Origin of the sequence: Gordonia sp. 'Campus' (assembly GCF_022206305.1) — a bacterium.
In the GTDB taxonomy this organism is placed as follows: domain Bacteria; phylum Actinomycetota; class Actinomycetes; order Mycobacteriales; family Mycobacteriaceae; genus Gordonia.
In genome coordinates, this window is the sequence record NZ_JAKOIW010000016.1 from 62,349 (window position 1) to 87,145 (window position 24,797).

Genomic DNA, 24,797 nt, shown 5'->3' on the forward strand with positions numbered 1-24,797 from the left:
CTGCCCTGGATGCTCGGCCCGGACAACGCACGAAACTCATGCGCAGGTGTTCGGCGTGCGCTGCCCTGATCTGACGGCTGCCACCCAGTCGGTCGCCGCGGAGCCGATGTCGAGTATGCCGTGCGGCTGATTACGAACCCGGAGCGAAGTGATTACATCACCTTGACGGCATGCCTGGTCAATGGCCTTCGCCGTCCACGGCGCCGGAATGACCTCATCGCCGTCGCTGTAAGCGATCAGCATCGGCGCCGCCGCCCGACCCTGCGGGAGACTCACCTCGCGGAGCCACCCACGCAATCGGTCGGTGGCCGCGGCGTCGACGGGCCGGTAGTCCTCGGGCCGGGTCGCCTCGACGACGGCCTGCTTCTGCACCAGGGCCACGTCTTCGCACTCGAGGAAGATGCCGAACGCCTCTCGCAACGGCCCCCGCACGTAGTCGTCGATGACGAGCTCAGGATGGATGGTCTGCAGGCCGGTGAGCACCAGCGGGAGGAAGGCGATCTGTTCCTCGGTGAGAGTGCCTGCGGCCATCGCGTCGGCCAGCGGTGCGACGTCGAGCGCCGGACTCATGCTGACCGTTCCGCGCAGGGTCAGGCCGCGGCCGTAGGTGCCGGCGATCTCGTTGGCGTGGAAGACTGCGTGCCCGCCCTGCGAGACCCCGAAGCCCCACCACTGGTCGCTGGTGTCGTCGATGATCGTGCGAGTCGCACGGACCGAGTCGATGATGGCGCGCGCGGCCGGCGCCGGATCGAGGTAGCGGTGGCGCCCCGGCGTACCGAGACCCTGGTAATCGGTCTGCACGACGACGAATCCCAGTTCCAGCATCGAGGCGACCAGACTGACGGTGCCCAACAGACCTGCGTGTAGTGACGGGGCGCAGTTGCCCGCGGTGCCGGTCGTCGGGTGTCCCACGGCCAGGACCTGCCAGCCGCCCGCGGGTGGGCGGCCACGCGGGACGAACACCGCGGCCGACACCGGCGTGAGGCCGCCGGAGTCGGGATCGGTGGACAGATACCGGAAACGCAGCGTTCGGTCGACGATCCGTCGCAGCGAGATGTAGGACTCGGTCGGGATCGGGGAACCGACGAGATCGCCGGCCGAGGCTCCCGCGGGCACCGTCGTGTCCGGAGCGGCATCGGACGTCGAGGCGCCGGGGGAGGACGAACACGCGCCGACGAGCAGGGCGGCCACGACGAGCACTGTCACGAGCACGGGGGCAGAGCGCACACGGTGCCGCGACGACACCCTCATGACCGCGTGAGCAGCTGATTCAGCAGGGACACCGGATCTTCACACAGGTGATCCAGAGCTGCCTCGATCACCGATCGCCCGATGAAGTCGCTGCAGAACGTCGTGGTGAAGCTACGCGAGCCGTCGATCTCGCTCACGAGCATGCTGGCCGCGTCCGGACCGTCGGGCTCGACATAGGCGAACAGGTGATGCGATGCCGCCGCGGGTTCCCAGGGGATGTCGCCGAAGATCGCGATCCGGCCGAGGTCGCTGACCGACAGTCGCAACCGGTCGGGAACCTCCACCCGTTCCGGCTCCTGACCGGGGTCGGAACCCGGCTTCGACGGCCGCACACGTTCGCGCAGTTCTCCGGCGGCGAGAACCGCGGCCGGCCAACCGGATTCCGCGACGGACCGGATGCGGTCGCCGATCTCCATCGGTGTCGCGCCGGCCGGGAAGCGCAGCGGGATCCCGACGGCGAAGTTGCCGTGGTCCTCGGCATGATCGGCGTCGAGATAGCGTCGGCAGTCGAACAGGATCTGGGTCCGCTCGTCCAGTGCGACGCCCTGTGCGGCCAGCGCGGTGCGCCACAGGGCCACGGTCACCGCAGCCGACGACATGCGGACGCCGGTGTCGGCGATGGCGCGCTTCAGTTCGGCGGTCTGTCCGGGCCGCATCGCGGTGGTGACGGCGCACCGTGACGAGCGCCAGTCGGTGATGGTGCGGACGGGGTGATCGCCGGGCGCGGTCGCATTGGCCGAGCGCAGACGCATGATGTCGCGGAGTCGGCGTGGATGGCGGAGGACGTGCCGACGGAATGCCTGCCACGCCGCATCGGCCGGCAGGGAGCGTTCGAACCGCTCGGTCATCGGGAAATCATGACGACTGGCCACGCCCGCGATCTGCTCGATGCCGAGCCGGCCGTCGCCCATGCCGTGCGTGTGATCGATGACCAGCCACTGCCCGCACACCAGCACCTCCAGCCGGGGCAGCGGATCCGGGCGGTTGCGCAGGCGGGTCATGATCTCGCCGATGGGCAGGTCAGCCAGATCGGGACGGTCGCAGACCTCCGGCGCGGTGGTGACGTCATGTGCCCAGGTCTTCGAAGCCGGGTCCGGGACGAGGGTGAGTCGAGATGTCGGCGTACACGCCTGCGTCAACCGCGTGCGGATGAGATCGAGGTCCAACGGTGCCATCGGACCGGTCACCGAGATCGTGCGCGAGGTGGACAGTGCCCGGTCCAGGACCGACGCACGAGCGCGTCCCTGAGCGGTGGAGGAGTCAGCGCGCGGCATCGACGACCTCGCGCATCTCGTCGCGGAACCGGTCGCGCCGGAACCGTTCGGCCCAGGCGCGGATCTCCGACCGGTCGTAGTCGTCGGCGTCGAACTGTCGGAGCGCGGTGGCGAGTCGCTCGATGATCTCGTCGTCGGTTCCCGATTCGATGAGCAGGCCGCTGGACCCCGGGATGACCGTGTCCAGCGCGCCGCCCTCGCCGAGGGCGATCACCGGGGTCCCTGTCGCCATCGCCTCGACGGGCACGATGCCGAAGTCCTCGATGCCGGGCATCAGAACGGCCCGTGCGCCGCGATGGAGGTTCAGGAGGGTGTCGTGGGGTACGCGCCCGAGGAATGTCGTCTTGGGGCCGGCGAGTTCGCGGCACTGCTGCATCGCCCGGCCGTCGCCGGCGACCACGAGTCGCACGTCGGCGCGGGCAGCGGCCGCGATGGCGAGGTCGGGTCGCTTGTACGGCACCAGGCGTCCGGCGAGGAGATAGAAGTCCTCCCGCGGTACCGACGGGTCGGGGGTGAAACCGTCGAGGTCCACCGGCGGGTGCACCACGACCGACTCGCGGTTCCAGTGCTCGCGGATGCGGTCCGCGACCGCCGACGAGTTCGCGACCACGGTGTGCAGGCGCGGCGCCGCCTCGACCTCGCAGCGACGGGCCACCACCGACAGCGCCGAGAGGATCGCGGCGCCGGCAGCCCCGCCGCCCTCGCCGGCGCGCAGCGACGGGTCCCACGCCCAGCGGGCCGGACTGTGCACGTAGGCGATGACCGGGGCCTCGGTGGCGTGGACCGCCTGGGTGGCGAAGGCGTGGTGGCTGGTGACGACGGCCGAGGCGTCGCGCAGCGGCATCCGCCGGAAGGCCATCGGCATCAACGGCAGCAGCGGCGCATAGGTCCGTTCGCCGAGGAGACGGTAGATGCGGTTGAGGGACGAGGTGACCGGCGGCTCGTCGAGGCCCGCCGGGATGCCGGCGGGACGCGCGATCGGGGCGTGCACCTCGACGCGTGGCCAGGTTGCGGCCAGTTGCTCGACGACGTGCTCGGAACCCGCGATCTCGGTGAGCCGTTCGTGGACGACGGCGACGTGATCAGCGGGCATTGCTGTCCACTTCGCCCGGGACGGCGCGGAAGCGACCGGAATCGGTCGGCTCCGGGGCGTCGGGGGAATGGGGAGTACCGGGGTCGTTGTGCGCAGGCGAACGTGTCATGTGCGTGGAGGCCTCGCTGGTCGGGACATCGGTGGACTGGGTGCCGGTGGACTGGGTGCCGGTGGGGTGGGCGGTGGTCGGGTGGGTGGCGGTCTCGGTCGAGCCGGGCGAGAACGAGGTGGCGGCGTTGGAGGTGGGTGCGGTCGAGGTGGTGGATTCGGTCGGTCCCGATGGCCCGGGGTCGGTGCTCTCGGGTGGGGTCGCAGCCGAGGACTTCGCCGTCCGCAGCACGATCAGATATCTCGTCGACCCGATCTCCGCGAGCTGCGAGAGCGCCGCGTCGGCCGCCTTCCGGTCACGACCCGACGACGACAGGACCACGACCGCCAATGCGAGCTCGGCGGGATCGACGCGCTGCCACCAGGCGTCCTGCAGGGCCGCCTGCTCCACCCGCATGCGGTGTCCGGCCCCGGTGTCGCCGGGAGGGGGTGCGAGATCGTCGAGCAGACCACGGACGTCGACGTTCTCGCCTGTCAGGATCAGCGCGACCTGAGCGCGACGATGACGCTGGGCGAACGCGGGCAGCAATGTCGACGGCAGCGCCGGCTCGCCGCGTTTCCCATAGGTGAGCTGGGCACCGAATCGGTGCGCGGCACGCCGCGCCCAGATCGGGTTGGGGCGGCGACCCCGGCGTCCACGGAAGAGGACGAGCAGTTCGGCCGCGATGATGGTCGCGGCGATGCCCGCCACCGCGCCCTCCTGCGTGGGATTGGGCGCCACCGGCACATCGCTCACCGACGGCGCGGCGAGGACGGTGAGGGTGTCCGACGACGAGTTCTGCAGGCGAGTCAGCTGGGAGTCGAGATCGGCGAGTGTCGCGTCCGACTCGACCTTGGCGTCGCTGCGGTCGGGCAGGGCGCGGTTACGGACGCGTTCGGCGGTGACCTGCGCGCGCATCTGGTCGATCTGACGGGTGATGTCACGCGCGTGGTTGGACAGTGAGGCGGCCGAGATGGCCGTGACCATCGCCCGGGCCACGTCCTCGGCCTGCTCGCTCGTCGGCGCCGTGGCGGTGAAGTCCATCATCGTGGGCGCCGAACCCGGCGTGGTGGTCACGTGTGAACTCAACTCGCCGGTGGTCCACCCTGTATCCACCTGGGTGAGCACCTGTCGCAGCACGTTCTCGTCGGTCGACAGGGCGACGAACGGCGCACGCAGCTGTTCGACGAAGGCATCGCCCGGGATGATCGTGCCGGCCGGGGTGATCTCTGCGGTGACGGTCGCCGAGTATTCCTTCGGCACGAGAGCGCTCCGCAAGGCGAACACGGACGCACCGACGAGGATGCCGATGAGTATCGCCGGGATGGCAACGCGAGCGAGATCGCGGAAGTGCCCGAACAGATCGATGGAGGGCGGCGCATCGCGTCGCCCGCCGGCATCGAGGCTGGAGCTCACACGTCTCTCCTGTGGTGTCGGATGCCCCCCCGACCATCCCCGGACATTGCAGTGCTCGATCGACTTTCAGTCCACCATAACCAACGATCCGCGCGATGGTGGTCGAGGACGATTGGCGTGGCGCGCGCGGATCACGGCCCAGCGGTCACCGCGAGGCCAGCATCGTGTAGGCCTGCTTCGGCGTCCAGTCGCGGCGCACCAGACCGAAATTGTGCTCGAGGTTGTTCGGGTCGGTGCCTGCGTCACGCAGCGAGTACACGAACAGCGGGCCCAGCCAGGGTGCGTCGTTCTGGGCGCCCATGGCGATCGCGATGCTCTGGGCCTGCACGTCTTCGGAGACGGCGTTGGTCCCGGTTCCGGTGGGTGCACCGAACTCGGTCATCCAGATCGACTTGTCGCCGTCACCGGCGGCAACCATCACGTCGCGCATGTCCCACATCCGGGCCGCAGTGCTCCACGACGCGGCGGCGGGATCGTTCGGCAGCGCCGGGTAGGTGTACGGATGCACGCCGAGCGCGTCCAGGGAGTCGTTGAATCCGCTCTGATAGAGATTGCGCACGAAGGTCAGCGGCGCGATGTCGCGGCCGTTGTCGGTGCCGGGGGCGAGACCTCCGGAGATCACCGCGGTGCCCGGGACCGCCCGCTTGATCGCGGAATACGAAGCTGCCAGGAGCCGTCCGTACTCGGTCGAGTTGGCCCGCGGCAGCCAGTAGTTCGCCAGGTTCGGCTCGTTCCAGATCTCCCACACCGCGATCGACGCCGAGTAGCGCTGCGCGGCTGCGGCGGCGAAAGAGGCGAAGACCTGCGGGTCGGCGGGCCGGTAGTGGCTGTTGCGCGGGAAGTCGCCGGCCCGCGCCGCCCACAGCGGCGTGTAGGTCACCAGACCGAGCGGACACATGCCGTGGGCGACGACGGCATTCACCACCCGGTCGATCGGCGCCCAGTTGCGCTGGCCGCGGCGGGGCTCGACGACCGACCAGTCGACGTCGATGCGCACCGCCCACATGCCGAGATCCTCGGCCACCGACAGTTCGCGGTCGAGGTCGGCGTCGGACGCGCTCAGCAACGACGCGCCCGGCGACGCCGCGACCTTGTGATCACCGGCGGCGAGCGAGCATGCGGCGGGCGCTGCGTGGGCGTCGTTGCGCACGAGCACAACGGTGGTCAGGGCGGCGACGACGATGCATGCGTACGCGAGTGCGGATCGAACCGTCCGGGGCCGAGCGTACAGGGACCTTCTCATGGGGTGCCTATCTGAGGGGAGGGCGCAGAATGCGCGAAGAGTGTCCGGCCGCGGTTTCTCCTCAGCTGGACAGCAACTCGTCGAGCATACGCGGTAGCGTGACCGACTTGTCGTGTCCGTCCGCGATTCGTCGCCGGGCTTCGCTGGTCAGCGCGTGGCGGAGGTCGTCGTCGCCGAGGATTCGGGTGATCGCCGACGCCAATGCGTCCGGGTCCGACGGGGGGACGAGGATGCCGGCGCCATTCCGGAGGAATTCGGTTGTGCCGCCGTGATCGGTGCCGATGACCGGCTTTCCATAGGACATGGCCTCGAGGACCGACAACGGCCCGGCCTCCGGTGTGACGCTGGCCGAGACGACGACATCCCAGCGTTCGAGCGCGCTGCGCAAATCGGTGTGGCCGAGGAACCGGACGCGTCCGGCCAGGTCGGGCCGTTCGGCTCGGTCATGCAGTGCCGCAACATGTTCGGCGTCACCGGGAAACGATCCGCCGGCGAATTCGAGTTCGACGCCGGGCACGTCGGCCACGGCGTCGAGCAGCACGGCGTGCCCTTTCCACGGGGTGAGCAGTGCGAGGATGCCGACGACGCGCGGATCGTGGAGTTCGGTGGACAGCGCGGGTACCGGCCAGGTGACGCCGTTGTGCGCGACCACGACCGGCAACCCCAGTTCGAGCAGCGGCGCGGCCGTGGCCTCGGACACCGCGACCGCACGCCGGATCACGGGGGAGCCGATGCGGATCACCGCCCGTTGCCTGCCCGACGACAGCGTGTCGTGCACGAGCCAGGAGATGCGGCCCGACGGGCGTGCGACGCGAGCGGCCGGAAGTGCGAACAGCGAGTTGACGATCGTCGAGGTGTCGGGTTGTCGGGAGACGCGGCGCAGGATCCGGCCGGCGCGCACCCACGCCCCCAGGAGGCGGCCGGCGCCGGCAAGCCGGGCCATGCCGCGCTCGCCGCTCAGACCGAGCGGTGGGATCGTCACGTGGTCGACGCCCGGCGGCAGCCGTGTGGGCAGCGGTCCGTCGGGGCTGACGACCCGTACCGCGTGACCGCGGTCGAGCGCGACGTCGATCAGGTCGAGCATGACCTTCTCCGCCCCGGAGACCTGCCCGGTGTGGGCGACGAAGACGATCGTGCGCGGCTGTGCGGGACCGGTCATCGAACCACCTTCGCGTGTCGGCCGAGGGGCGAGGTCGCCGCCCGGATCAGCAAAACTGCGGGGCCTGCGACGAGCAGTGCGGCGACGGCCGAGACGACCGGCCAGGGCACCGAGTCCACCGCCCAGACCCCGAGAGCGCTCACCACGGCGGTCACCAGGACGAGCGCCACCAGCGAGCCCACCGGCAGCAGCCCGGTGACCGGCAGTGTCCGGCGGATCACGACCCACAGCGCGATCGCCGCGACGGCGAAGGTGACGACCGTGGACACCGCCGCGCCGTTGTACGAGTAGCGCGGGATCAGGATCACGTTGAGGGCGACGTTCAGCGCGAGGCCGCCGATCGCTATCCACGGGTACCGGCTCGCGTGCCCCGTGGCCGCGAGCAGGAAGATTCCCAGCACCACCAGGGCCATGATGGCCGCGCCGAGCACCAGGAAGCGTGCGGCATCGGCGCCGACGACGAACCGCTCCCCGTAGAGGAGTTCGATGACCTGGGTGGCGCTGGGCCAGAACGCGGCGACGACGACGGCGCCACCGGCACCGAAGACGATCGCGGCGGTGCGGCATCGCTGACGGAGTTCGGCGGGCTTGTCCGGCCACGCCGCGACCATCAGGGTGCTGATCGGTCCGGCGGCGGCGAGGATGAGGGTGTCCATGATGTCGGAGAACTTGTAGCCGATGCTGTAGATGCCGACCGCGTCCAGCGAGTCGAGCAGGCTCAGCAACAGGACGTCGATCTTCTGCAGCGCGATCGTGAGCGCGAACCCGAGCGCGAGCGGCAGGGCATCGGTGAGCATCGGCTTCCAGCGCGACCATTCGACGATGCGCGAGGGCCGCAGACCCGAGGACCGGCGCGCGATGCCGACGATCTTCACGATGAGCGCGAAGATCTCGTTCGCGACCGGCGCGAGGACGAAGATCAGCAGCACCGGGGCGGCCAGTGCGGCGGCGATCGTCAGGGCGAGCTGCAGGACCTGACCGAGGCTTTCGGCGATCGCGGTCAGCAGCAGTCGGTGGCGGCTCTGGAAGATGACGGTGAGCGCTTGGCCCGGGGTGGCGAAGACGACGACGAGTCCGGCGATCAGGGTCGCCCGGATGACGTCGCCCGGGTACTGCAGGACGATCACGTAGAGCACGGCGATGAGGTAGCCGATGAATCCGAGCAGGACCCGCAGGGCGATGAAGGACGACGCCGTCTTCGCCACGTCGTCGGGGTCGTCGGAGATCAGGCGTGCCATCACCGCGCGACCGACCCCGAGATCGGTGAAGATCGCGGTGAGTCCCAGCAGCGCGAAGACGAACGAATAGGTGCCCCAGTCCTCGGGGGAGAGGGTGCGGGCGATGATGACGCTGCCCGTCCAGCCGAGCCCCGCGATGACCAGGCGACTCACCAGCATCGCGACCGTCGCGCGGGCGGCGGCCCGGGCGTCGGACGCCGGGTGCGGGCCGGGGTCGCCGGAAGGCGTTGCCCGGGCCTGCAACTCGGCCTCCGCCTGCTGTTCGACGAGCAGGTCGGAGGGCAGTGGGCCGGTCACGTCAGGGCTCACGGCGCCCCCGGGGCGGGTATGTCGATGCCCGACGCCCGGTAGGCCTCGACCGTCCGCCGGGCGGTGGTCTCCCAGGTCAGGTTCTCGGCGACCGAGACGCCGGTCTGCACGAGAGTCTGTCGTCGGTCGGCGTCTCGCACGATCGGTTCCAGCGCGCGGACCCAGTCGTCCTCGTCGTGGCCGGACACCAGCACCGCGCCGTCGCCGACGACCTGGGGCAGTGCCCCGACGGCACTCGCGACGACCGCGCCGCCGCTCGCCATGGCCTCCACCGGCGGAAGTCCGTATCCCTCGTAGAACGAGGCGTACGCGGTGACCGTGGCCGCCGCGTACAGCGCGGGCAGGTCCTCGACGTCGACATATCCGAGCCCCACGGCCGACGACGGCGCATCGGGACCCTTCGACCCGGCGCCACCGAGGACGCACGGGATGTCGAGGCGGCGTGCGACCGCGGCCACCAGCGCGACGTTCTTGCGCGGCTCGACGGTGCCGATCTGCATGATGAAGCGGTCGGGCAGATCGTATTTCGCGCGGACGCGGTCGACATCGGCGCTCGCCGGCGGACGAGCCCACGGGGCCGGCGCGAGCTCGGTGACGTGGGCGTCGCGCCCGCAGGTCTCGCGAATGCGTTCGGCCGTGAACTCCGACACCGCGATCAGCACGTCGGCGCGTCGAAGTGTCGCACGCACGAGGACGGACTCACCCGCGGCCCGGAAACGGCTGGACGCCGAGGGCATGTCGAGGACCGACAGGTCGTGCACCGTCGCGACCGTCGTCGACGGCCCGGCGAGGGGAAGATCGACGTCGAGGCCGTGGAAGACATTCGCCGAACGCATGGGGAGGACGCCGAACACCGCACGCCGGACGCCGTCGGCGACGGGACGTTCCACCGGGGTGATCGTCGAGGGCAGTTCGTCGACCGCATCGGTCTGGACCACCGCTGACAGCGGGGTGCCGGTCAGGTGCGCCGGCAGCGCCCTCAGGAGTTCGCGGATGTAGGTCTGGACTCCGCTTCCTCCGGGACGAAGTGCAAGCGCACCGTACGTGATTCGTGTTGTGCCGTCGCGCATCCAGCAGCTCCCAACAGTAACCAGAAGAAGAAGTCGAGCGGGAAGATCTCGAAGTAGGTGGCGACCAGGCACGCCACCATCGCCGCGACCATCGACGCACTCACACCCAGGACGAAGGCTCCATCCGGGTCGGGCATTCGGCGCGAGTACTGCACGCACCAGATCACCGCGGTCACGATCAGTGCCAGGAACAACCACAACCCGATCGGCCCCAGCTCGAGCAGGAGTTTCACGTAGTAGTTGTCCGGCTGATAGTTCCGGGACAACTGCTGCACCGTCCCGTCGGCACCCGCGGTGATCGTCGGTGTCGTCTCACCCCGGGCCGCGGACATCGCGTCGGCGGCCGAACCGCTCGACGCGAGCCCCGTCCCGAGTGGGTGCACCCAGATGCTCGCGAAGATGTCACCCCATCCCGAGCCGCGCTGGCTCAGACTGCTCGACGAGAAGAACACCTTGGTGATGCTCGACGGCAGGAACGGCAGCGCCACGACGGCGAACACCCCGAGAGCGAGGAGCGGGGCGATGAGTCGGCGGAATCGCAACGCGGCCAGCCAGATCACCCCGACGGCCAGACCGAGGATGGCCGCACGGACCACCGACGTGGCCATCGTGACCGCCATGATCGGCCAGCACGCGAGGAACAGCTGATTGCGACGACGGCCGGTGTCGGACAACGCCACCGCGCCGCCGACCAGGAGCGCGAGCATCACGAACAGCCCGAAGCCGAACGGCTGGTTGAAGGTGCTGAACGTCCGGAACAGCGGGCCGCTGGATCGGACCTGCTCGCCGTAGGTGTAGCCGAGCTCCACCAGCCGTGCCGGACCGAGGAGCTGCTGGCCGATTCCCACGAGCGTGGTGATCACCCCGAGCGCCATGATGACCGACACCAACCGGTCGCGATCGCGGGCGTCGAACGGCGTCAACCACAGCGCGAGGACGACGAACAGATAGAAGAAGGTCACCTTGACGCCGTACAGGCCGATCGGGCCGTAGACGTAGAGCGCGGACACGACACCGAAGGCGACCAGCACCGCCGCCGCCGGCCACCACGGCATGTGCAGGGGTGGGCCGGTGCGGTCGGCGGGCCGGATGCGTCGGTTGTACGCGCAGATCAGCGTCAGCGCGAGAACGCCTTCTTTCCACGCCGAGGCGATCCCGGGGACCGGGGCGATGTCGAGGAGACCGTCGAGCGGCGTGAGCGCGGCCAGCACCAGCAGCCCCCGCTGCGGGCGCCGATAGATGAACGAGACGAAGGCGCCGGCGAGCACGAGGACGACGAGGACGGCACCCACGACCGGGAGGTACGCCACGCCCGACCCGCCTTCCCCTCATGCCCCCGTGGTGTGTTCGAGCCCCCGATCATCCATGGTGGCACCCCGAGCGCCCGTTGTCCGGGCCAACGGCCACAGGCGTGTCGTGCCGAGCGCGGGCGGAGGGGGTCCGCGCAGGTCAGTGCCCCGAGATGCGGCGCTGCTTGCGTGGTCGCGTCCGGTCGGGCCCCGGTTCCGTGGTGAGGAGCCGCGGCTCGTCGACGACGGCGTCGGTGAGCTGGGGGAGACCCTTCACCGGCTGATGCATCGGCAGCAGGGTGTAGTCGGCGTCCCACGGCAGGTGGCCGTAGTCGTCGGGCCACACCACCTGCAGCTTCGGCTGGTCCGGGAACAACAGGTTCGCCAGGATCAACTCGTCTACGTCGAGCTGCTCGATGAGACGAACCGTGACCGCCACCGTCTGTAGCCGGATGTCGGCGCGCCGGGCGACCAGATCGCGCCAGTCCTCACGATGGAGCAGGTCGCCCAGTTCGTTGAGGACGTAGTGCGCGGTGAGCGGATCGAGACCGTAGACGGCCAGCTCGGGAATGGAGTGCAGCGACAGGCCGGCGGTGTAGGAGAAACAGCATTCCGTCGGTGTGGACGCTTCGTCGAACTCGGGCACGCTCTCGCCGATGGCGGTGACCTGCCATCCGCAACGCCGGATGGTCTCGATGGTCGAGCGGATGACGGGGTTGGGATGCCACCTGGGCAGACCTCGGATCGCGGCAGCGTGGTCTGACATGGATCGCTCCTTTGTTCGACGGTGCGACCATGACACCACGGGGTCCCGACAATTCCCGGGCTGCGCCGCCCGGGCCCCGACGCCGGGGCTCAGCCTGCTCCGCTGGGCGCCGGCGCCGCGGGTAATCGATGCAGGGCCTCCACCAACGGTGCCAGCTCCGGGATTCGACGGGCGTCGTCCAGTGCGGTGCGCAGAGTGGAGTCGTGCACCGGTCGCGCGGCCCGCAGGAGTTCGCGTCCGCTGTCCGTCAACTCGGTGTAGATTCCGCGACGGTCGTCGGCGCAGATGATGCGTCGCAACAGGTTGCGATCCTCGAGGCGGTTGACCAACCGGGTGGTGGCACTCGAGCTGAGGGCGGCGGCGCGAGCCAGCTGCGCCATCCGCATGTGCCACCCGTCCTGTCGACTGAGGGCGTCGAGAACGGTGTACTCCACCACCGACAGCGCATGTTCACGCTGCAGCGCGCGCTCGAGTTCGGTGTCCAAGGTGCCGTAGAGCGCGGCCAGGGTCCGCCAGCCCTGCGAGCGGATCTCCACTGCGTCGTCTGCAATCCCCATGGTGTCCTCTGTGTCGCCCGCACCCGTCGTCGAGCGCTCGTCCAGATTACCAGCTTGCACCGATAGACGGCGCATGCAACTATCTATGGCGCGTGTGCAACTAGTGCATACGCTTGCTATCGGTGTTCACAACAAATTGGAAGGGGCGAGCATGCCCATCGGACTTCTAGCGCTCGCGGTCGGTGGATTCGGGATCGGACTCACCGAATTCGTGATCATGGGCCTTCTCCCGGAGGTCGCCGCCGAATTCGGTGTCACCGAAGCGGTTGCCGGCTACCTCATTTCGGGCTACGCGCTGGCCGTGGCAGTCGGCGGCGTCGCGCTGACCGCGGCTGTCATACGGTTCGATCGGAAACGGGTACTGATGGCGCTGATGATCTTGTTCATCGGCGGCAACCTGCTCTCTGCCGTCGCGCCCACCTACGAAGCGATGCTGGCCGGCAGAATCCTGGCCGCCCTGTGCCACGGTGCATTCTTCGGAATCGGTGCGGTCGTCGCATCGAGCATGGTCGGCCCAGCCAAACGCGCGGCTGCCGTCGCGATGATGTTCGCGGGACTGACCGTCGCCAACGTGCTCGGGGTGCCCTTCGGGACATTCCTGGGACAGCAACTGGGATGGCGCTCCACGTTCTGGGCCATCACCGCCATCGGCATCGTCGCGCTGGTGGGAATCTTCACGCTGGTGCCCGACGCCACCGAGGGCCACGCGGCGCCGACCAGCCTCCGCGCCGAACTCGGCGCATTCCGATCCACCCAGGTATGGCTCTCCATCGCCATCACGATCCTGGGTTACGGCGGGATGTTCGGCGCGTTCACCTACATCGCCTACACCCTCACGGACGTATCCGGGTTCGCGTCATCCACTGTCCCTTGGCTTCTCGTGATGTTCGGGGCGGGCCTGTTCATCGGGAACCATGTCGGCGGCAAGCTCGCGGATCGTGCGTTGACGACCTCACTCACAGCGACGTTGGCCATCCTGACGGTCGTGCTCATCGTCTTCGCGGCGACCGCGTCGAACCAGATCATGAGCGTCGTGTCACTGCTGCTGATGGGCGCATTCGGCTTTGCGACAGTGCCGGCGCTGCAGACCCGCATCATGAATCACGCCGCCACCGCGCCGACTCTGGCGTCAGGTGCGAACATCGCCGCGTTCAACATCGGCAACGCCCTCGGTGCCTGGATCGGCGGAATGACCATCGCTGCCGGTCTCGGTTACACATCACCGATCTGGGCGGGTGCGGGCGTGACCGTCCTGGGCCTCGCGGTACTGCTGGTCGCCACTGTTCTCCACAGTCGAACGACCCGAACCGAGACGCAGCCCGCCCCGACGACCATCGAGTCGCAGGTTCAGCGCATGCCGGCCGAGCGTGCGTGAGGTCTGGCTCTGACCGCCAGCGCAGTCGGGCTTCTACGGGTCGAGTGTCATCGTCTCCAACGGACTCCGGTCAGGTGTCGGCGCGCTGCCGGATGCCGAACACCGTGAACAGTGCCGCGCAGGTCGCGAAGACGACCAGCAGGGCGAGGCCGATCGTGTAGCTGTGGGTGGCCGCGTCGTATGTCGCACCCATGAGCATCGGGGGGAAGAAGCCGCCGAGCCCGCCGAGTGCGCCCACGATCCCGGTGACCGACCCGACCCGTTCGGCAGGAGCGGCCTGGGCGACCCAGCTGAAGACCGAGCCCGAGCCGAGGCCCATGCAGACGGCCATCAGCACGAAGTCGATACCCGCCGGTATCTCGACCGGTGGTTTGGTGATCATCCAGACGGCGAGTACCGCGGCGCCGCCGCACGAGATCACCGTGATGATGCGTGGCCCGAAGCGGTCAGAGAGGATGCCGCCGAGGGGACGTGCGATGACCGCGGCGATCGCGAAGCCGGCTGTCCGGGTACCCGCTGCTTGCAGATCGAAGTCGTATACGTCCTTCAGGTACGTCGGGAGATAGGTGCTGAACGCGACGAAGCCGCCGAATGCGGCTGCGTAGAGAAATCCGAGCTGCCAGGTGATCGGCAGTTTGGCCGCACCGATCAGTTTGGGGACCACCGAGTCGTGGGACGCTGCCCACCTGGGTGAGTCGCGCATGAACAGCCAGCAGATCACGGCGACCACCGCGAGCGCGACCGCGATGATGACGTGCGTCGCGACATACCCGAACCACGACACGAAACGCGGGGTGAAGAAGGCCGACAACGCGGTTCCGCCCATGCCTGCGCCGAAGACGCCGGTCGCGAACCCGCGACGTGACTTGTCGTACCAGGCGTTCACGAACGGGATCCCGACCGCGAAGGTCGTCCCGCCGATGCCGAGGAAGAACCCCGCCACGAGGAGCAGGGCATAACTGGCGAAGTGTCCGGCGGCTGCGACCAACAGGACGAAGGGGATCGTGACGACCAGCAGCACGGTGAACATCAGGCGTCCGCCGAACCGGTCGGTGAGTGCGCCGGTGAGTATCCGGCCCAGCGAGCCGACCAGGATCGGGATGGCGACGAGGATCGACTTCTGGGTGGCGCTCAGGTCGAGCTGGTCGGTGTAGACGACCCCCAGCGGGCCGATGAGGTTCCAGGCCCAGAAGCTGATCGCGAAGGCGACGGTCGCCAGGACCAGGTTCCTGGTCTGCCCGGCGGCGACGGAGGGCGGCGTGGCGGTGGTCTCGGTGGTCATCGATCACGATCCTTCACTCCGACGGGCGCCCATCCCGGGCGGTACGGCTGATTGCCCGGCATCGACCTCTGGTCGCGACTCCGGTACACGATGTAGGGACGGAACAGGTAGTGCACGGGCGCGGTGAAGATGTGCACCAACCGGGTGAACGGCACCATCGCGAAGAGCAGCATCCCGATGAGGATGTGCACGTGAAAGCGCAACGGCGCCTCCGCCATCGCCGAGACGTCGGGCTGCAGGACGAACAGCGACCGGAACCACGGCGACACCGTCTCGCGGTAGTTCACCCCCTCGGCATGGGGATCGAGGGTCCCGATCAGGGTGATGTAGGTGCCGACCAGCAGCGCGGTCACCAGCACGAGGTACATCGCCTTGTCGTTGCGCGTGGTCGCCATGAACACCGGCCCCACCGTGCGTCGCCGGTACACCAGCATGCCGACCCCGACGAGCGTCGCGACCGCGGCGAGCAGTCCGAAACCGCCCGCGCCCCAGTGGTAAACGGTCTCCGAGACGCCGATGGCCTCGGTCCACGACTCGGGGATCAGCAGTCCGATCGCGTGGCCGATGATCACCACGAGCACGCCGTAGTGGAACAGGGGCGAGGCGATCCGCAGCAGCCGGGACTCGTAGAGCTCCGACGACCGTGTCGTCCACCCGAACTTGTCGTAGCGATAGCGCCAGATGGTTCCACCGATGAGCAGTCCGAGCGTCGCGTAGGGAACCACGCCCCACAGGAAGATGTCCACGGGTCACCTCACGCTCGGGTCGGGTTGATCGGCAACAGTCGGGGATCGAAGGGTTCCAGGCCCACCGTCTCGGTCTTCGGGGGGCCGCACATGGCCATCGCCGCGGCCCTGTCGGGCGGGGACGGGGTGGGCAGGGTCGCACAGACGGCCTGCACCGCGCCGGCGTACGGCGAATCCGCGTCGAGGAGCGCGAACCGGATCAACTCCACTGCCGCGCGGTGCTTCTCGAGTAGTTCGACGCCGCGGGCCGGGTCGGCGCGCGCACTGAACTCGAGCACGATCGGCAGATGGTCCGGCAGCTCGCCGTGCAGGTCGACGAGGAAACCGCTGTCGCGGTAGGCCTGCTTGAACTCGCCCAGCGAGGTGCCCCGCCGACGGGTGTCGCCGTCGGACCAATACGACAGGTAGAGCGTGTGCCGCTTGGAGAGATCGAAGAGATCGATGTAGCTGCGGCGCAGCGCGTCCGGTTCGCCGCCGTCGAGGTGATCGATGGTCTGCCGCAGCGGTTCGGTCGCGCGGGGATCGTCCTGCTCGTCGAGGGCTGCGCGCATCAGCTCGACGCGGCCGAGCACTTCGTCGTCGGGGTAGCTGAGGCACCAGGACGCGACCAACCGGATCACGCTGGGCTCGGCCGTCGTCCGCGGTCGTCGATCGAAGACCCGTAGGTCTCTCATCGCGTCTCCTCGCCCGGCGTCGTCGACGCGCGCGGGATGCGTTCGGGGAAGAGGCCGGGCGGGGCGCCGTTCCCATCCCAGTTGAGCAGGTTCGTCCGGCCCGCCATCGCGCGCTCGCCGGCCGCGGTGTCGGTGTTCTGACGCTGTTTGAGCGCGTGGAAGGTCTCCACCGACACCGGAGCCGGGCGTCCGCTGGCCTCGCCGAACGGTGAGGAGTCGAACATGCCCGGCCCCTCGTCGTAGTCCAGTGAACAGCCCATCTCGTCGAGCTTCTCGGCCTGCTCGAGATGCGCGGTCGGGATCACGTAGCGGTCGTCGTACTTCGCGATGGCCATGAGGCGGTACATCTCGTAGATCTCTTCCTCGGTCATCCCCACCGCGGCCGGGATGCCGGCGTCGGGCTCGCGGCCCAACGTGACGTCGCGCATGTACGAGCGCATGGCGGCCAGGCGGCGCAGCACCGTGTCGACGACGGCCGTGTCACCGGCGGTGAACAATTCGGCCAGGTACTCCACGGGAATGCGTAGCGCCTCGATGGCACCGAACAGGGTGCCCGCGCCCTCGGCGTCGTGACCCTGTTCGGCCAGCAGGTCGACGATCGGCGAGAGCGGCGGGACGTACCAGACCATCGGCATGGTGCGGTACTCCGGATGCAGGGGGAGTGCGACGCGGTATTTCTTGGCCAGCGCGTACACCGGGGATCGGCGGGCGGCCTCTAGCCAGTCGTCCGGGATGCCGTCTCGACGGGCCGCGGCGATCACGTCGGGATCGTCGGGGTCGAGCATCAGGTCGAGCTGGGCCTCGTAGAGATCGCGTTCGTCCGGGGTCGACGCGGCCGCCGTCACGGCATCGGCGTCGTACAGAAAGATGCCCAGGTAGCGAAGTCGTCCGACGCACGTCTCGGAACAGACGGTGGGTTGCCCGACCTCGATGCGCGGGTAGCAGAGCGTGCACTTCTCGGCCTTGCCGGACTTGTGGTTGAAGTAGATCTTCTTGTACGGACAACCCGTGATGCACTGCCGCCAGCCGCGACAGCGATCCTGGTCGACGAGCACGATGCCGTCCTCGCTGCGTTTGTAGATCGCGCCGGAGGGGCACGACGCCATGCACGACGGGTTCAGGCAGTGTTCGCAGATGCGCGGCAGATAGAACATGAACGTCTGCTCGAACCCGAACTTCACGGCGTCCTCGGACTCGCGACGCAGTTTCTCCACGATGGGATCGCGCTTGGCGAGTTCGGGTGCGCCGCCGAGATTGTCGTCCCAGTTCGCCGACCAGGTGACCTTGGTGTCCTTGCCGGTCAGCAGCGATTTCGGACGGGCGACGGGGAAGTCGTCGCCGAGCGGGGCGTCGATCAGGGTCTGGTAGTCGTAGGTCCAGGGTTCGTAGTAGTCCTCGATGGTCGGTTGGACCGGACTCGCGAACAGGGTCAACAGCTTTCGGATCCGGCCGCCTGCCCGCAACCGCAGCCTGCCGTTGCGGTTGAGCACCCACCCGCCCTGCCAGGTGTCCTGGTCGTCGTAACGCCGCGGATATCCCTGTCCGGGGCGCGTTTCGACATTGTTGAACCACACGTACTCGGTTCCGGACCGATTGGTCCAGGCCTGCTTGCAGGTCACCGAGCAGGTGTGGCATCCGATGCACTTGTCGAGATTCATCACCATCCCGACCTGGGCCATGACCCGCATCAGTACGTCACCTCCTGGCTGCGTTTGCGGATGGTCGACACCATGTCGCGCTGGTTGCCGGTCGGCCCGAGATAGTTGAAGGCGTAGGACAACTGGGCGTACCCGCCGATGAGGTGGGTAGGTTTGACCAGCAACCGGGTCGGCGAGTTGTGGATGCCGCCACGGCGGCCCGTCGCCTCCGACTTCGGGACGTCGATCGTGCGTTCCTGGGCGTGGTGGACGTAGCAGACCCCGGCCGGCATGCGATGGCTGACGATCGCGCGGCAGACGAAAACACCGTTGGCGTTCACGCATTCGATCCAGTCGTTGTCGGCGACGTCGATCGAGGCGGCGTCCTGTGGGCTCAACCAGGCGATCGGACCGCCGCGCGAGAGCGACAACATGAACAGGTTGTCCTGGTACTCGGAGTGGATCGACCACTTCGAGTGCGGGGTCAGGTACCGGACCGTGATCTCCCGCGACCCGTCGGCGCCGAGCTTCGGCTCACCGAACAGGCGGTGCATGTCCAGTGGCGGACGGTAGATCGGGAACGACTCGCCCATGTCGATCATCCAGTCGTGATCGAGGTAGAAGTGCATCCGCCCGGTGAGGGTGTGAAACGGCTTGAGCCGCTCGATGTTCACGGTGAAGGGTGCGTACCGTCGACCCCCGGTCTCCGATCCGGACCACTCCGGCGACGTGATGACCGGCACGGGTGCCTTCTGGGTGTCGGCGAAGCGGATCCGCTTCTCCTCCGACCCGCGGGCCAGATCGTCGAGGCGGAACCCGACGCGTTGCTGGAGCTGTTCGAAGCCGGCCACTGCGAGTTCACCGTTCGTGGTCCCCGACAACGTCAGGATCGCCTCGGCGAGTTTCTCGTCGGTGTCGATCGCCGGTCGTCCGTCGCCGGCCCCGCCGAGCATCACGCCGTTGGACTCGGCGAGTTTGCGTGTCTGCTCCTCGAGCGGGTAGGTCACGTTCTTGACGGTGAAGCCGAGCTTGTCCGCGAGCGGTCCGATGGACGCCAGCTTGTCCGCGATCGCGGTGTAATCCCGTTCCACCACACTGAAGTTGGGCATGTTCCGGCCAGGCTGGCCGGCAACGCCATCCCGTTGCCAGTCCAGAACCCGACCGTGTGGTTGCGCGACCTCGCCGGGGGTGTCGTGCTGCAGCGGCACGCTCACGAGGTCATGACGTGTCCCCAGATGTGTTCGGGCCAGGTCGGACAGCTTGCGTGCGAGACGGTGGAACAGGTCGAAGTCGGACTTGGCCTCCCATGGCGGGTCGATCGCCGGGGTGAACGCATGGACGAACGGATGCATGTCCGTCGACGACAGATCGTGCTTCTCGTACCAGGTCGCGGCGGGCAACACGATGTCGGACAGCAGCGTGGTCGACGTCATCCGGAAGTCCGCGGAGAGCAGCAGGTCGAGCTTGCCTTCGGGGATGTCGTCATGCCAACGGATCTCGCTCGGCCGTGGGGTGTCGGGGTTCTCGGTGCCCAGCACGTTGTGGTGGGTACCGAGCAGAGTGCGAAGGAAGTACTCGTTGCCCTTCGCCGACGAGCCGAGCAGGTTCGACCGCCACAGCACCAGGGTGCGCGGCCAGTTCTCCGGAGCATCGACATCGGTGATGGCGGGTGTCAGTTCGCCGTTCTGCAGTCGTTCGGCGACGTAGGCGGCGGCGTCGGTCGCCTCGCCGCGGTCCACGGCCGCGGTTGCCTCGTCGGCGACGTCGAGCGGGTTGGTCGAGAACTGGGGATAGAAGGGCATCCAGCCGAGCCGCGCGGATTGGGCGATCGCGTCGGCCGTGTGCTCGTGGTCCATCGTGCCGCGCGAGAGCGGAGAGGCGAGTGACGACGTCGAGTAGCCGTCGTTGCGCCACTGCCCGGTGTGCATGTACCAGTACGACGTCCCCGTCATGGTCCGTGGCGGCCGCGTCCAGTCGAGTGCGTTGGCCAGCGAGATCCAGCCGGTGATCGGACGGCACTTCTCCTGCCCCACGTAGTGCGCCCAGCCGCCGCCGTTGCGGCCCATGCAGCCGGTGAGGATCAACAGGGACAAGATCGCCCGGTAGGTGGCGTCGCCGTGGAACCACTGGCAGATCCCGGCGCCCATGATGATCATCGAGCGGCCTTGCGACTCCTCGGCATTCGCGGCGAACTCCCGTGCGACCCGGATCGCCGCAGCCGCCGGGACGCCGGTGATTTCGGCCTGCCACGCCGGTGTGTACGGCGCCGACGCGTCGTCGTAGCCGGTGGGCCACTCGCCGGGGAGCCCGTCCCGGGCGACGCCGTACTGCGCGAGCATGAGGTCGAACACGGTCGTGACGAGCCGCCCGCCGATGCGCCGCGCGGGGACACCTCGCCGGACCACGGCGCCGCTGCCGTCGGGGGCGTCGAAGACGGGGAAGGCGACTTCGACGTACTCGGCCGCGTCGCCGAGCAACGTCAGCGCTGGGCGTGCGTCCTCGAGGTCGAGGTTCCACCGCCCCTTGCCGGACTCTGCATACCGGAACCCCATCGAACCGTTGGGAACCACCGGCCGGTCCTGCTCGGAGTCCCAGAAGACGGTCTTCCACACGTCTTCGCCGGCGGACACCCGGCCTCCCGCGTCGAGCTCGTCGGCGGTGACGAACTTGCCTGCGACGAACCGCCCAGGGAGATCGTCCCCCTGCTCGTCGAGATGGATCAGGAACGGGAGGTCGGTGTAGCGGCGCACGTAGTCGTCGAAGAACCCGGTCGAGCGCTGCACGAAGAACTCGGTGAGGATGACGTGGCCCATCGCCATCGCGAGGGCGCCGTCGGTACCTGCCTGCGCGGGTAGCCATTCGTCGGCGAACTTGGTGTTGTCGGCGTAGTCGGGGCTGACCGAGACCACCTTGGTGCCGCGGTAACGCACCTCGGCCATCCAGTGCGCGTCCGGGGTCCGCGTCACGGGAACGTTGGATCCCCACATCATCAGGTAGGTCGCATCCCACCAGTCGCCGGACTCGGGAACGTCGGTCTGGTCGCCGAACACCTGCGGGCTGGCCACCGGGAGGTCGGCGTACCAGTCGTAGAACGACGTCATCACGCCACCGATGAGCTGGATGAAGCGGGTGCCGACACAGTGGCTGACCATCGACATGGCGGGGATGGGGGAGAAGCCCGCGCAACGGTCGGGGCCATACGTCTTGATGGTGTGCACGTGTGCGGCGGCCGCCATCTCGATGGCCTCGTCCCACGAGACGCGGACGAGCCCGCCCTTGCCCCGCGCCTGCTGGTAAGAACGGCGGCGCAGCGGATCGCCCACCACGTCAGCCCAGGCCAGGACGGGATCCTGCAGGCGCTTCTTCGCCTCGCGGTACATCTCGACGAGCACACCGCGGGCGTACGGATGCCGCACGCGTGTGGGTGAGTAGGTGTACCAGGAGAAGGCGGCCCCGCGTGGACACCCGCGCGGTTCGTACTCGGGACGGTCCGGACCGACCGACGGATAGTCGGTCTCCTGGGTTTCCCACGTGATGATCCCGTCTTTGACGTAGACCTTCCACGAGCACGATCCGGTGCAGTTGACGCCGTGGGTCGAGCGGACGATCTTGTCGTGACTCCACCGGTCGCGGTAGAACACGTCGCCGGCGCGGCCGCCCTCGCGGAAGACCGCGCGGCGATCGTCCGTCTCGTCCCAGCGGGTGAAGAATTTTCCGATGTTCAGCAGGGCTGTGGCTGCAGTGCCCTGGATGTCGTCAGACCGGGCCATGTGCGTCACCCTACGGACGACGTGCCGGATTTTCTTTGCGAATCGAAAAGTCGATCAAGTGCGGCGCAGAATGTTTCCGGAGAATACATTCGTCGCACATATGGAGAACACGAACCGGACCGGCCCGATCACCGGGTTGCGACGGTCAGCAGGATCGCCGAATCCTCCTCGGCGGTCAATCCGTGACGTGTCGACGGAATCGTCACGAGATCGCCCTCTGCTCCCTTCCAGGAACCGTCCGGATCGCCGTCTGCGGTGGTGAGGACGACGCGACCGCGCAGGACATGCAGGGTGGCCTCGGTGGGACTCTCGTGGTCGGACAGCGCCGCACCGGCGGTCAGGGCGATGACGGTCTGCCGGAGATGTCGAGAAGAGTTGCCGTGCAACGTATGCGACGCGCGTCGGCTCGACGCCTCGCGCGCTGAGGACAGGAGTTGATCGACGAGTTCGGGCAAGTGGGTCGAATTCACTGTTCCACCATGGCACCGCCGGCGGGAGCCGACACGTCGTTCGGGTCGATCGAGGCCGGTTCGTTGTTCACCGGCCGGTCTCGCCGAGGCCGGGAATAGCGCACACGAGTAGTGCGAAAAGCCGAGGACGGCACTTTGTGGTTTCGTGAACGCCCGACCGAAGAGACGATTTCTCGAATGCGTTCCGAAAGATGTCCACGATCAGATGCGGACACCGCGACATGGATGGAAACATATGCCGAGGTGCTGTACCCCATCGCATTCTGTCGAAGGTCTGCCAACTGCGTCCGGGACCCGTGCTCGGACAGGCGAGACCCTCTGCCGGGTCAGGCCGGACGCATGCGGAGCAGGCGGTCGTCGGAACCGGTGGGCCGGCCGCGTCCGTCCCTGTTGCTCGTGCCGAACCACACCGAACCGTCGGGCGCGGCCGCCACCGCGCGGAGCCGGCCGTAGTCGCCCGTGAACCGGGCGGTCGGTGCTCCCGCCGTGTCGCCGTCGAGAGGGATCTCCCACAGGCGTCGGCCTCGCAGTGCGGCCATGTACGCGCGCCCGCCGACGATGGCCAGTCCGGCCGGCGAGGCCTCGTCCGTCGTCCACCCCGCTGCCGGGGAGACGAACCGCGGATCGTCGGACTCGCCCTCGACCTCGGGCCACCCGTAGTTGCCGCCGCGGCGGATCAGGTTGAGCTCGTCGCGACTGTTCTGGCCGAACTCGCTCGCCCAGAGGCGCCCCGACGCGTCGAGGGCGAGCCCTTCGACGTTGCGGTGGCCGTAGGACCAGACCTCGTTGTCGAAGGGATTGCCCGGCCACGGCCGCCCGTCGCGGTCCACGCGCAGGATCTTGCCGTTGAGTGCCCGGACGTCCTGGGCCACCTCCGGTACCGCCGCGTCGCCGACGGCGACGAACAGACTGCGGTCGGCGTCGAACAGCAGCGCGCCGCCGTGGTGGTTGTAGGCGGCGTCGAGCCCACTGATCAGCGTCCGCGGACGGGTCAGCCGCGTGCCGTCGAAATCCATTCGCACCAGCCGGTTGTCGCCGGCGGTGGTGTAGTAGAGGAACACGACGCTGTCGTCGCCCGGTGCGACGGCGATTCCCTGGAGACCGCCCTCACCCCGCGGCGCGGCGTCGGCGACATCCCCCACGGTCCGTACGTCGCCACCGGGGGAGACCCGGACCACGGTCGCGGCGTCGCGCTGGGTCACCAGTGCGTCTCCGTCGCGGAGGAACGCGATCGCCCACGGGACCTCGAGTCCCGACGCGATGACCTCGGGTCCTGCCGGGTCGGGCGAGCCGGCGTCGGGTGCGCCGGTACGGGGCGGGTCGGGCTCGGTGCACCCGGACACCAGCGCGGTACCCGCGACCAGCCCAGCTCCGAGGAGTCCGCTTCTGAGCAACTGTCGGCGGTCCATACCCTCGATGGTGCCCGAACCGCGGAGGGTGTGCTGTCGGCGTCGATTTGGGTCTACGCTGCGGATTCCCTACACTAGACCGGTTGCCTGTGCACCTCAGGTGTCCGGGACACAACTGAATAGTCTCCGGTGCCGGCGAAAAGCCAAGGGCATCGGCGGCGAGAACCTTCAGAAACAACTATCCACTTCGTGGAAGGCCCACCGCAGGTCACGGGGATGTCCCCGCGTCCGGCGCTGTATGGGAACCGCTACGAGAAAGGTTGACGGTCACCCATGACCATGACTGACCCGATCGCAGACTTCTTGACGCGTCTGCGTAACGCCAACTCGGCGTACCACGACGAGGTGACACTGCCCTCGTCGAAGATCAAGGTGAACATCGCCGAGATCCTCAAGCGCGAGGGCTACATCACCGACTACCGCACCGAAGACGCGGAGGTCGGCAAGAGCCTCGTCGTCTCGCTGAAGTACGGCCCGAGCCGTGAGCGTTCCATCGCCGGCCTGCGCCGCGTCTCCAAGCCCGGTCTCCGGGTGTATGCAAAGTCCACCAATTTGCCCAAGGTTCTGGGCGGCCTCGGCGTGGCCATCATCTCCACGTCGTCGGGTCTGCTCACCGATCGCCAGGCAGCCAACCAGGGCGTGGGCGGCGAAGTCCTCGCCTACGTCTGGTAGGGGAGGTAA

At 68.4% G+C, this 24,797-nt stretch carries 20 protein-coding genes; 2 read left to right on the plus strand and 18 right to left on the minus strand.

The window, feature by feature from the left end:
• Positions 1–36 precede the first annotated feature (36 nt).
• The 11 genes from MAY35_RS16855 to MAY35_RS16905 all read right to left on the minus strand — a co-directional run bounded on the left by MAY35_RS16855 (position 37) and on the right by MAY35_RS16905 (position 12,753).
• Complete coding sequence (locus MAY35_RS16855) at positions 37–1,212, minus strand: lipase family protein (RefSeq protein WP_238422458.1); 1,176 nt, start codon at positions 1,210–1,212, stop codon at positions 37–39.
• 35 nt (positions 1,213–1,247) lie between these two features.
• Positions 1,248–2,525, minus strand: coding sequence for a hypothetical protein (locus tag MAY35_RS16860; protein ID WP_238422459.1), 1,278 nt, complete (start codon positions 2,523–2,525; stop codon positions 1,248–1,250).
• Positions 2,512–3,618, minus strand: coding sequence for a glycosyltransferase (locus tag MAY35_RS16865; protein ID WP_238422460.1), 1,107 nt, complete (start codon positions 3,616–3,618; stop codon positions 2,512–2,514). The genes MAY35_RS16860 and MAY35_RS16865 overlap by 14 nt, the downstream gene beginning before the upstream one ends.
• Positions 3,608–5,122: a hypothetical protein gene (locus tag MAY35_RS16870; RefSeq protein WP_238422461.1), complete on the minus strand. Its 1,515-nt coding sequence runs from the start codon at positions 5,120–5,122 to the stop codon at positions 3,608–3,610. The genes MAY35_RS16865 and MAY35_RS16870 overlap by 11 nt, the downstream gene beginning before the upstream one ends.
• Before the next feature lie 145 nt (positions 5,123–5,267).
• Positions 5,268–6,365, minus strand: coding sequence for a cellulase family glycosylhydrolase (locus tag MAY35_RS16875; RefSeq protein WP_238422462.1), 1,098 nt, complete (start codon positions 6,363–6,365; stop codon positions 5,268–5,270).
• 61 nt (positions 6,366–6,426) lie between these two features.
• Positions 6,427–7,524, minus strand: coding sequence for a glycosyltransferase family 4 protein (locus tag MAY35_RS16880; protein WP_238422463.1), 1,098 nt, complete (start codon positions 7,522–7,524; stop codon positions 6,427–6,429).
• Positions 7,521–9,059 carry a flippase gene (locus tag MAY35_RS16885; protein ID WP_238422464.1) on the minus strand — a complete coding sequence of 513 codons (1,539 nt, stop codon included), beginning with the start codon at positions 9,057–9,059 and terminating at the stop codon, positions 7,521–7,523. The genes MAY35_RS16880 and MAY35_RS16885 overlap by 4 nt, the downstream gene beginning before the upstream one ends.
• 8 nt (positions 9,060–9,067) lie before the next feature.
• A complete protein-coding gene (locus MAY35_RS16890) occupies positions 9,068–10,018 on the minus strand; it encodes a glycosyltransferase family 1 protein (protein WP_238422509.1) in 951 nt (316 codons plus the stop codon).
• Positions 10,019–10,050: 32 nt separating this feature from the next.
• Positions 10,051–11,451 carry an O-antigen ligase gene (locus MAY35_RS16895; protein ID WP_238422465.1) on the minus strand — a complete coding sequence of 467 codons (1,401 nt, stop codon included), beginning with the start codon at positions 11,449–11,451 and terminating at the stop codon, positions 10,051–10,053.
• 139 nt (positions 11,452–11,590) lie between these two features.
• Complete coding sequence (locus MAY35_RS16900) at positions 11,591–12,196, minus strand: DUF4262 domain-containing protein (RefSeq protein WP_238422466.1); 606 nt, start codon at positions 12,194–12,196, stop codon at positions 11,591–11,593.
• An 89-nt stretch (positions 12,197–12,285) separates the two neighbouring features.
• A complete protein-coding gene (locus tag MAY35_RS16905; protein ID WP_238422467.1) occupies positions 12,286–12,753 on the minus strand; it encodes a MarR family winged helix-turn-helix transcriptional regulator in 468 nt (155 codons plus the stop codon).
• A gap of 151 nt (positions 12,754–12,904) precedes the next feature.
• Between MAY35_RS16905 and MAY35_RS16910 the strand changes: the two genes are divergently transcribed.
• Positions 12,905–14,128, plus strand: a complete 1,224-nt coding sequence (locus MAY35_RS16910; protein WP_238422468.1) for an MFS transporter — start codon at positions 12,905–12,907, stop codon at positions 14,126–14,128.
• A 70-nt stretch (positions 14,129–14,198) separates the two neighbouring features.
• On the opposite strand, the gene MAY35_RS16915 is transcribed toward MAY35_RS16910, so the two are convergent.
• The 7 genes from MAY35_RS16915 to MAY35_RS16945 form a co-directional block, all read right to left on the minus strand.
• Positions 14,199–15,410 (minus strand): NarK/NasA family nitrate transporter, encoded by a 1,212-nt coding sequence (locus tag MAY35_RS16915; RefSeq protein ID WP_238422469.1) that lies wholly within the window; start codon positions 15,408–15,410, stop codon positions 14,199–14,201.
• The gene (gene narI / locus MAY35_RS16920; protein WP_238422470.1) at positions 15,407–16,156 is read right to left on the minus strand and encodes a respiratory nitrate reductase subunit gamma; all 750 of its coding nucleotides are present in this window, start codon (positions 16,154–16,156) and stop codon (positions 15,407–15,409) included. Before narI ends, MAY35_RS16915 begins: the two co-directional genes overlap by 4 nt.
• Before the next feature lie 8 nt (positions 16,157–16,164).
• Complete coding sequence (gene narJ, locus MAY35_RS16925; RefSeq protein WP_238422471.1) at positions 16,165–16,830, minus strand: nitrate reductase molybdenum cofactor assembly chaperone; 666 nt, start codon at positions 16,828–16,830, stop codon at positions 16,165–16,167.
• The gene (gene narH, locus MAY35_RS16930; protein WP_238422472.1) at positions 16,827–18,518 is read right to left on the minus strand and encodes a nitrate reductase subunit beta; all 1,692 of its coding nucleotides are present in this window, start codon (positions 18,516–18,518) and stop codon (positions 16,827–16,829) included. The genes narJ and narH overlap by 4 nt, the downstream gene beginning before the upstream one ends.
• A complete protein-coding gene (locus MAY35_RS16935) occupies positions 18,518–22,237 on the minus strand; it encodes a nitrate reductase subunit alpha (protein WP_238422473.1) in 3,720 nt (1,239 codons plus the stop codon). The genes narH and MAY35_RS16935 overlap by 1 nt, the downstream gene beginning before the upstream one ends.
• 128 nt (positions 22,238–22,365) lie before the next feature.
• Entirely contained in the window at positions 22,366–22,707 is a 342-nt protein-coding gene (locus MAY35_RS16940) for a cupin domain-containing protein (RefSeq protein ID WP_238422474.1), read from the minus strand.
• Between the two features lie 326 nt (positions 22,708–23,033).
• Positions 23,034–24,116: a sorbosone dehydrogenase family protein gene (locus MAY35_RS16945; RefSeq protein WP_238422475.1), complete on the minus strand. Its 1,083-nt coding sequence runs from the start codon at positions 24,114–24,116 to the stop codon at positions 23,034–23,036.
• A gap of 273 nt (positions 24,117–24,389) precedes the next feature.
• On the opposite strand from MAY35_RS16945, the gene rpsH reads away from it, so the two are divergent.
• Positions 24,390–24,788: a 30S ribosomal protein S8 gene (rpsH, locus tag MAY35_RS16950; RefSeq protein WP_010842213.1), complete on the plus strand. Its 399-nt coding sequence runs from the start codon at positions 24,390–24,392 to the stop codon at positions 24,786–24,788.
• Positions 24,789–24,797: the final 9 nt, after the last annotated feature.

Excerpts from the sequence above, each read along its gene's own strand:
- MAY35_RS16945 (WP_238422475.1), bottom strand. The coding sequence starts at position 24,116 with ATGGACCGCCGACAGTTGCTCAGAAGCGGACTCCTCGGAGCTGGGCTG.
- MAY35_RS16910 (WP_238422468.1), top strand. The coding sequence starts at position 12,905 with ATGCCCATCGGACTTCTAGCGCTCGCGGTCGGTGGATTCGGGATCGGA.
- rpsH (WP_010842213.1), top strand. The coding sequence starts at position 24,390 with ATGACCATGACTGACCCGATCGCAGACTTCTTGACGCGTCTGCGTAAC.
- MAY35_RS16905 (WP_238422467.1), bottom strand. The coding sequence starts at position 12,753 with ATGGGGATTGCAGACGACGCAGTGGAGATCCGCTCGCAGGGCTGGCGG.
- MAY35_RS16880 (WP_238422463.1), bottom strand. The coding sequence starts at position 7,524 with ATGACCGGTCCCGCACAGCCGCGCACGATCGTCTTCGTCGCCCACACC.
- MAY35_RS16860 (WP_238422459.1), bottom strand. The coding sequence starts at position 2,525 with ATGCCGCGCGCTGACTCCTCCACCGCTCAGGGACGCGCTCGTGCGTCG.
- narJ (WP_238422471.1), bottom strand. The coding sequence starts at position 16,830 with ATGAGAGACCTACGGGTCTTCGATCGACGACCGCGGACGACGGCCGAG.
- MAY35_RS16915 (WP_238422469.1), bottom strand. The coding sequence starts at position 15,410 with ATGACCACCGAGACCACCGCCACGCCGCCCTCCGTCGCCGCCGGGCAG.
- MAY35_RS16900 (WP_238422466.1), bottom strand. The coding sequence starts at position 12,196 with ATGTCAGACCACGCTGCCGCGATCCGAGGTCTGCCCAGGTGGCATCCC.
- MAY35_RS16875 (WP_238422462.1), bottom strand. The coding sequence starts at position 6,365 with ATGAGAAGGTCCCTGTACGCTCGGCCCCGGACGGTTCGATCCGCACTC.
- MAY35_RS16865 (WP_238422460.1), bottom strand. The coding sequence starts at position 3,618 with ATGCCCGCTGATCACGTCGCCGTCGTCCACGAACGGCTCACCGAGATC.
- narH (WP_238422472.1), bottom strand. The coding sequence starts at position 18,518 with ATGCGGGTCATGGCCCAGGTCGGGATGGTGATGAATCTCGACAAGTGC.
- MAY35_RS16935 (WP_238422473.1), bottom strand. The coding sequence starts at position 22,237 with ATGGCCCGGTCTGACGACATCCAGGGCACTGCAGCCACAGCCCTGCTG.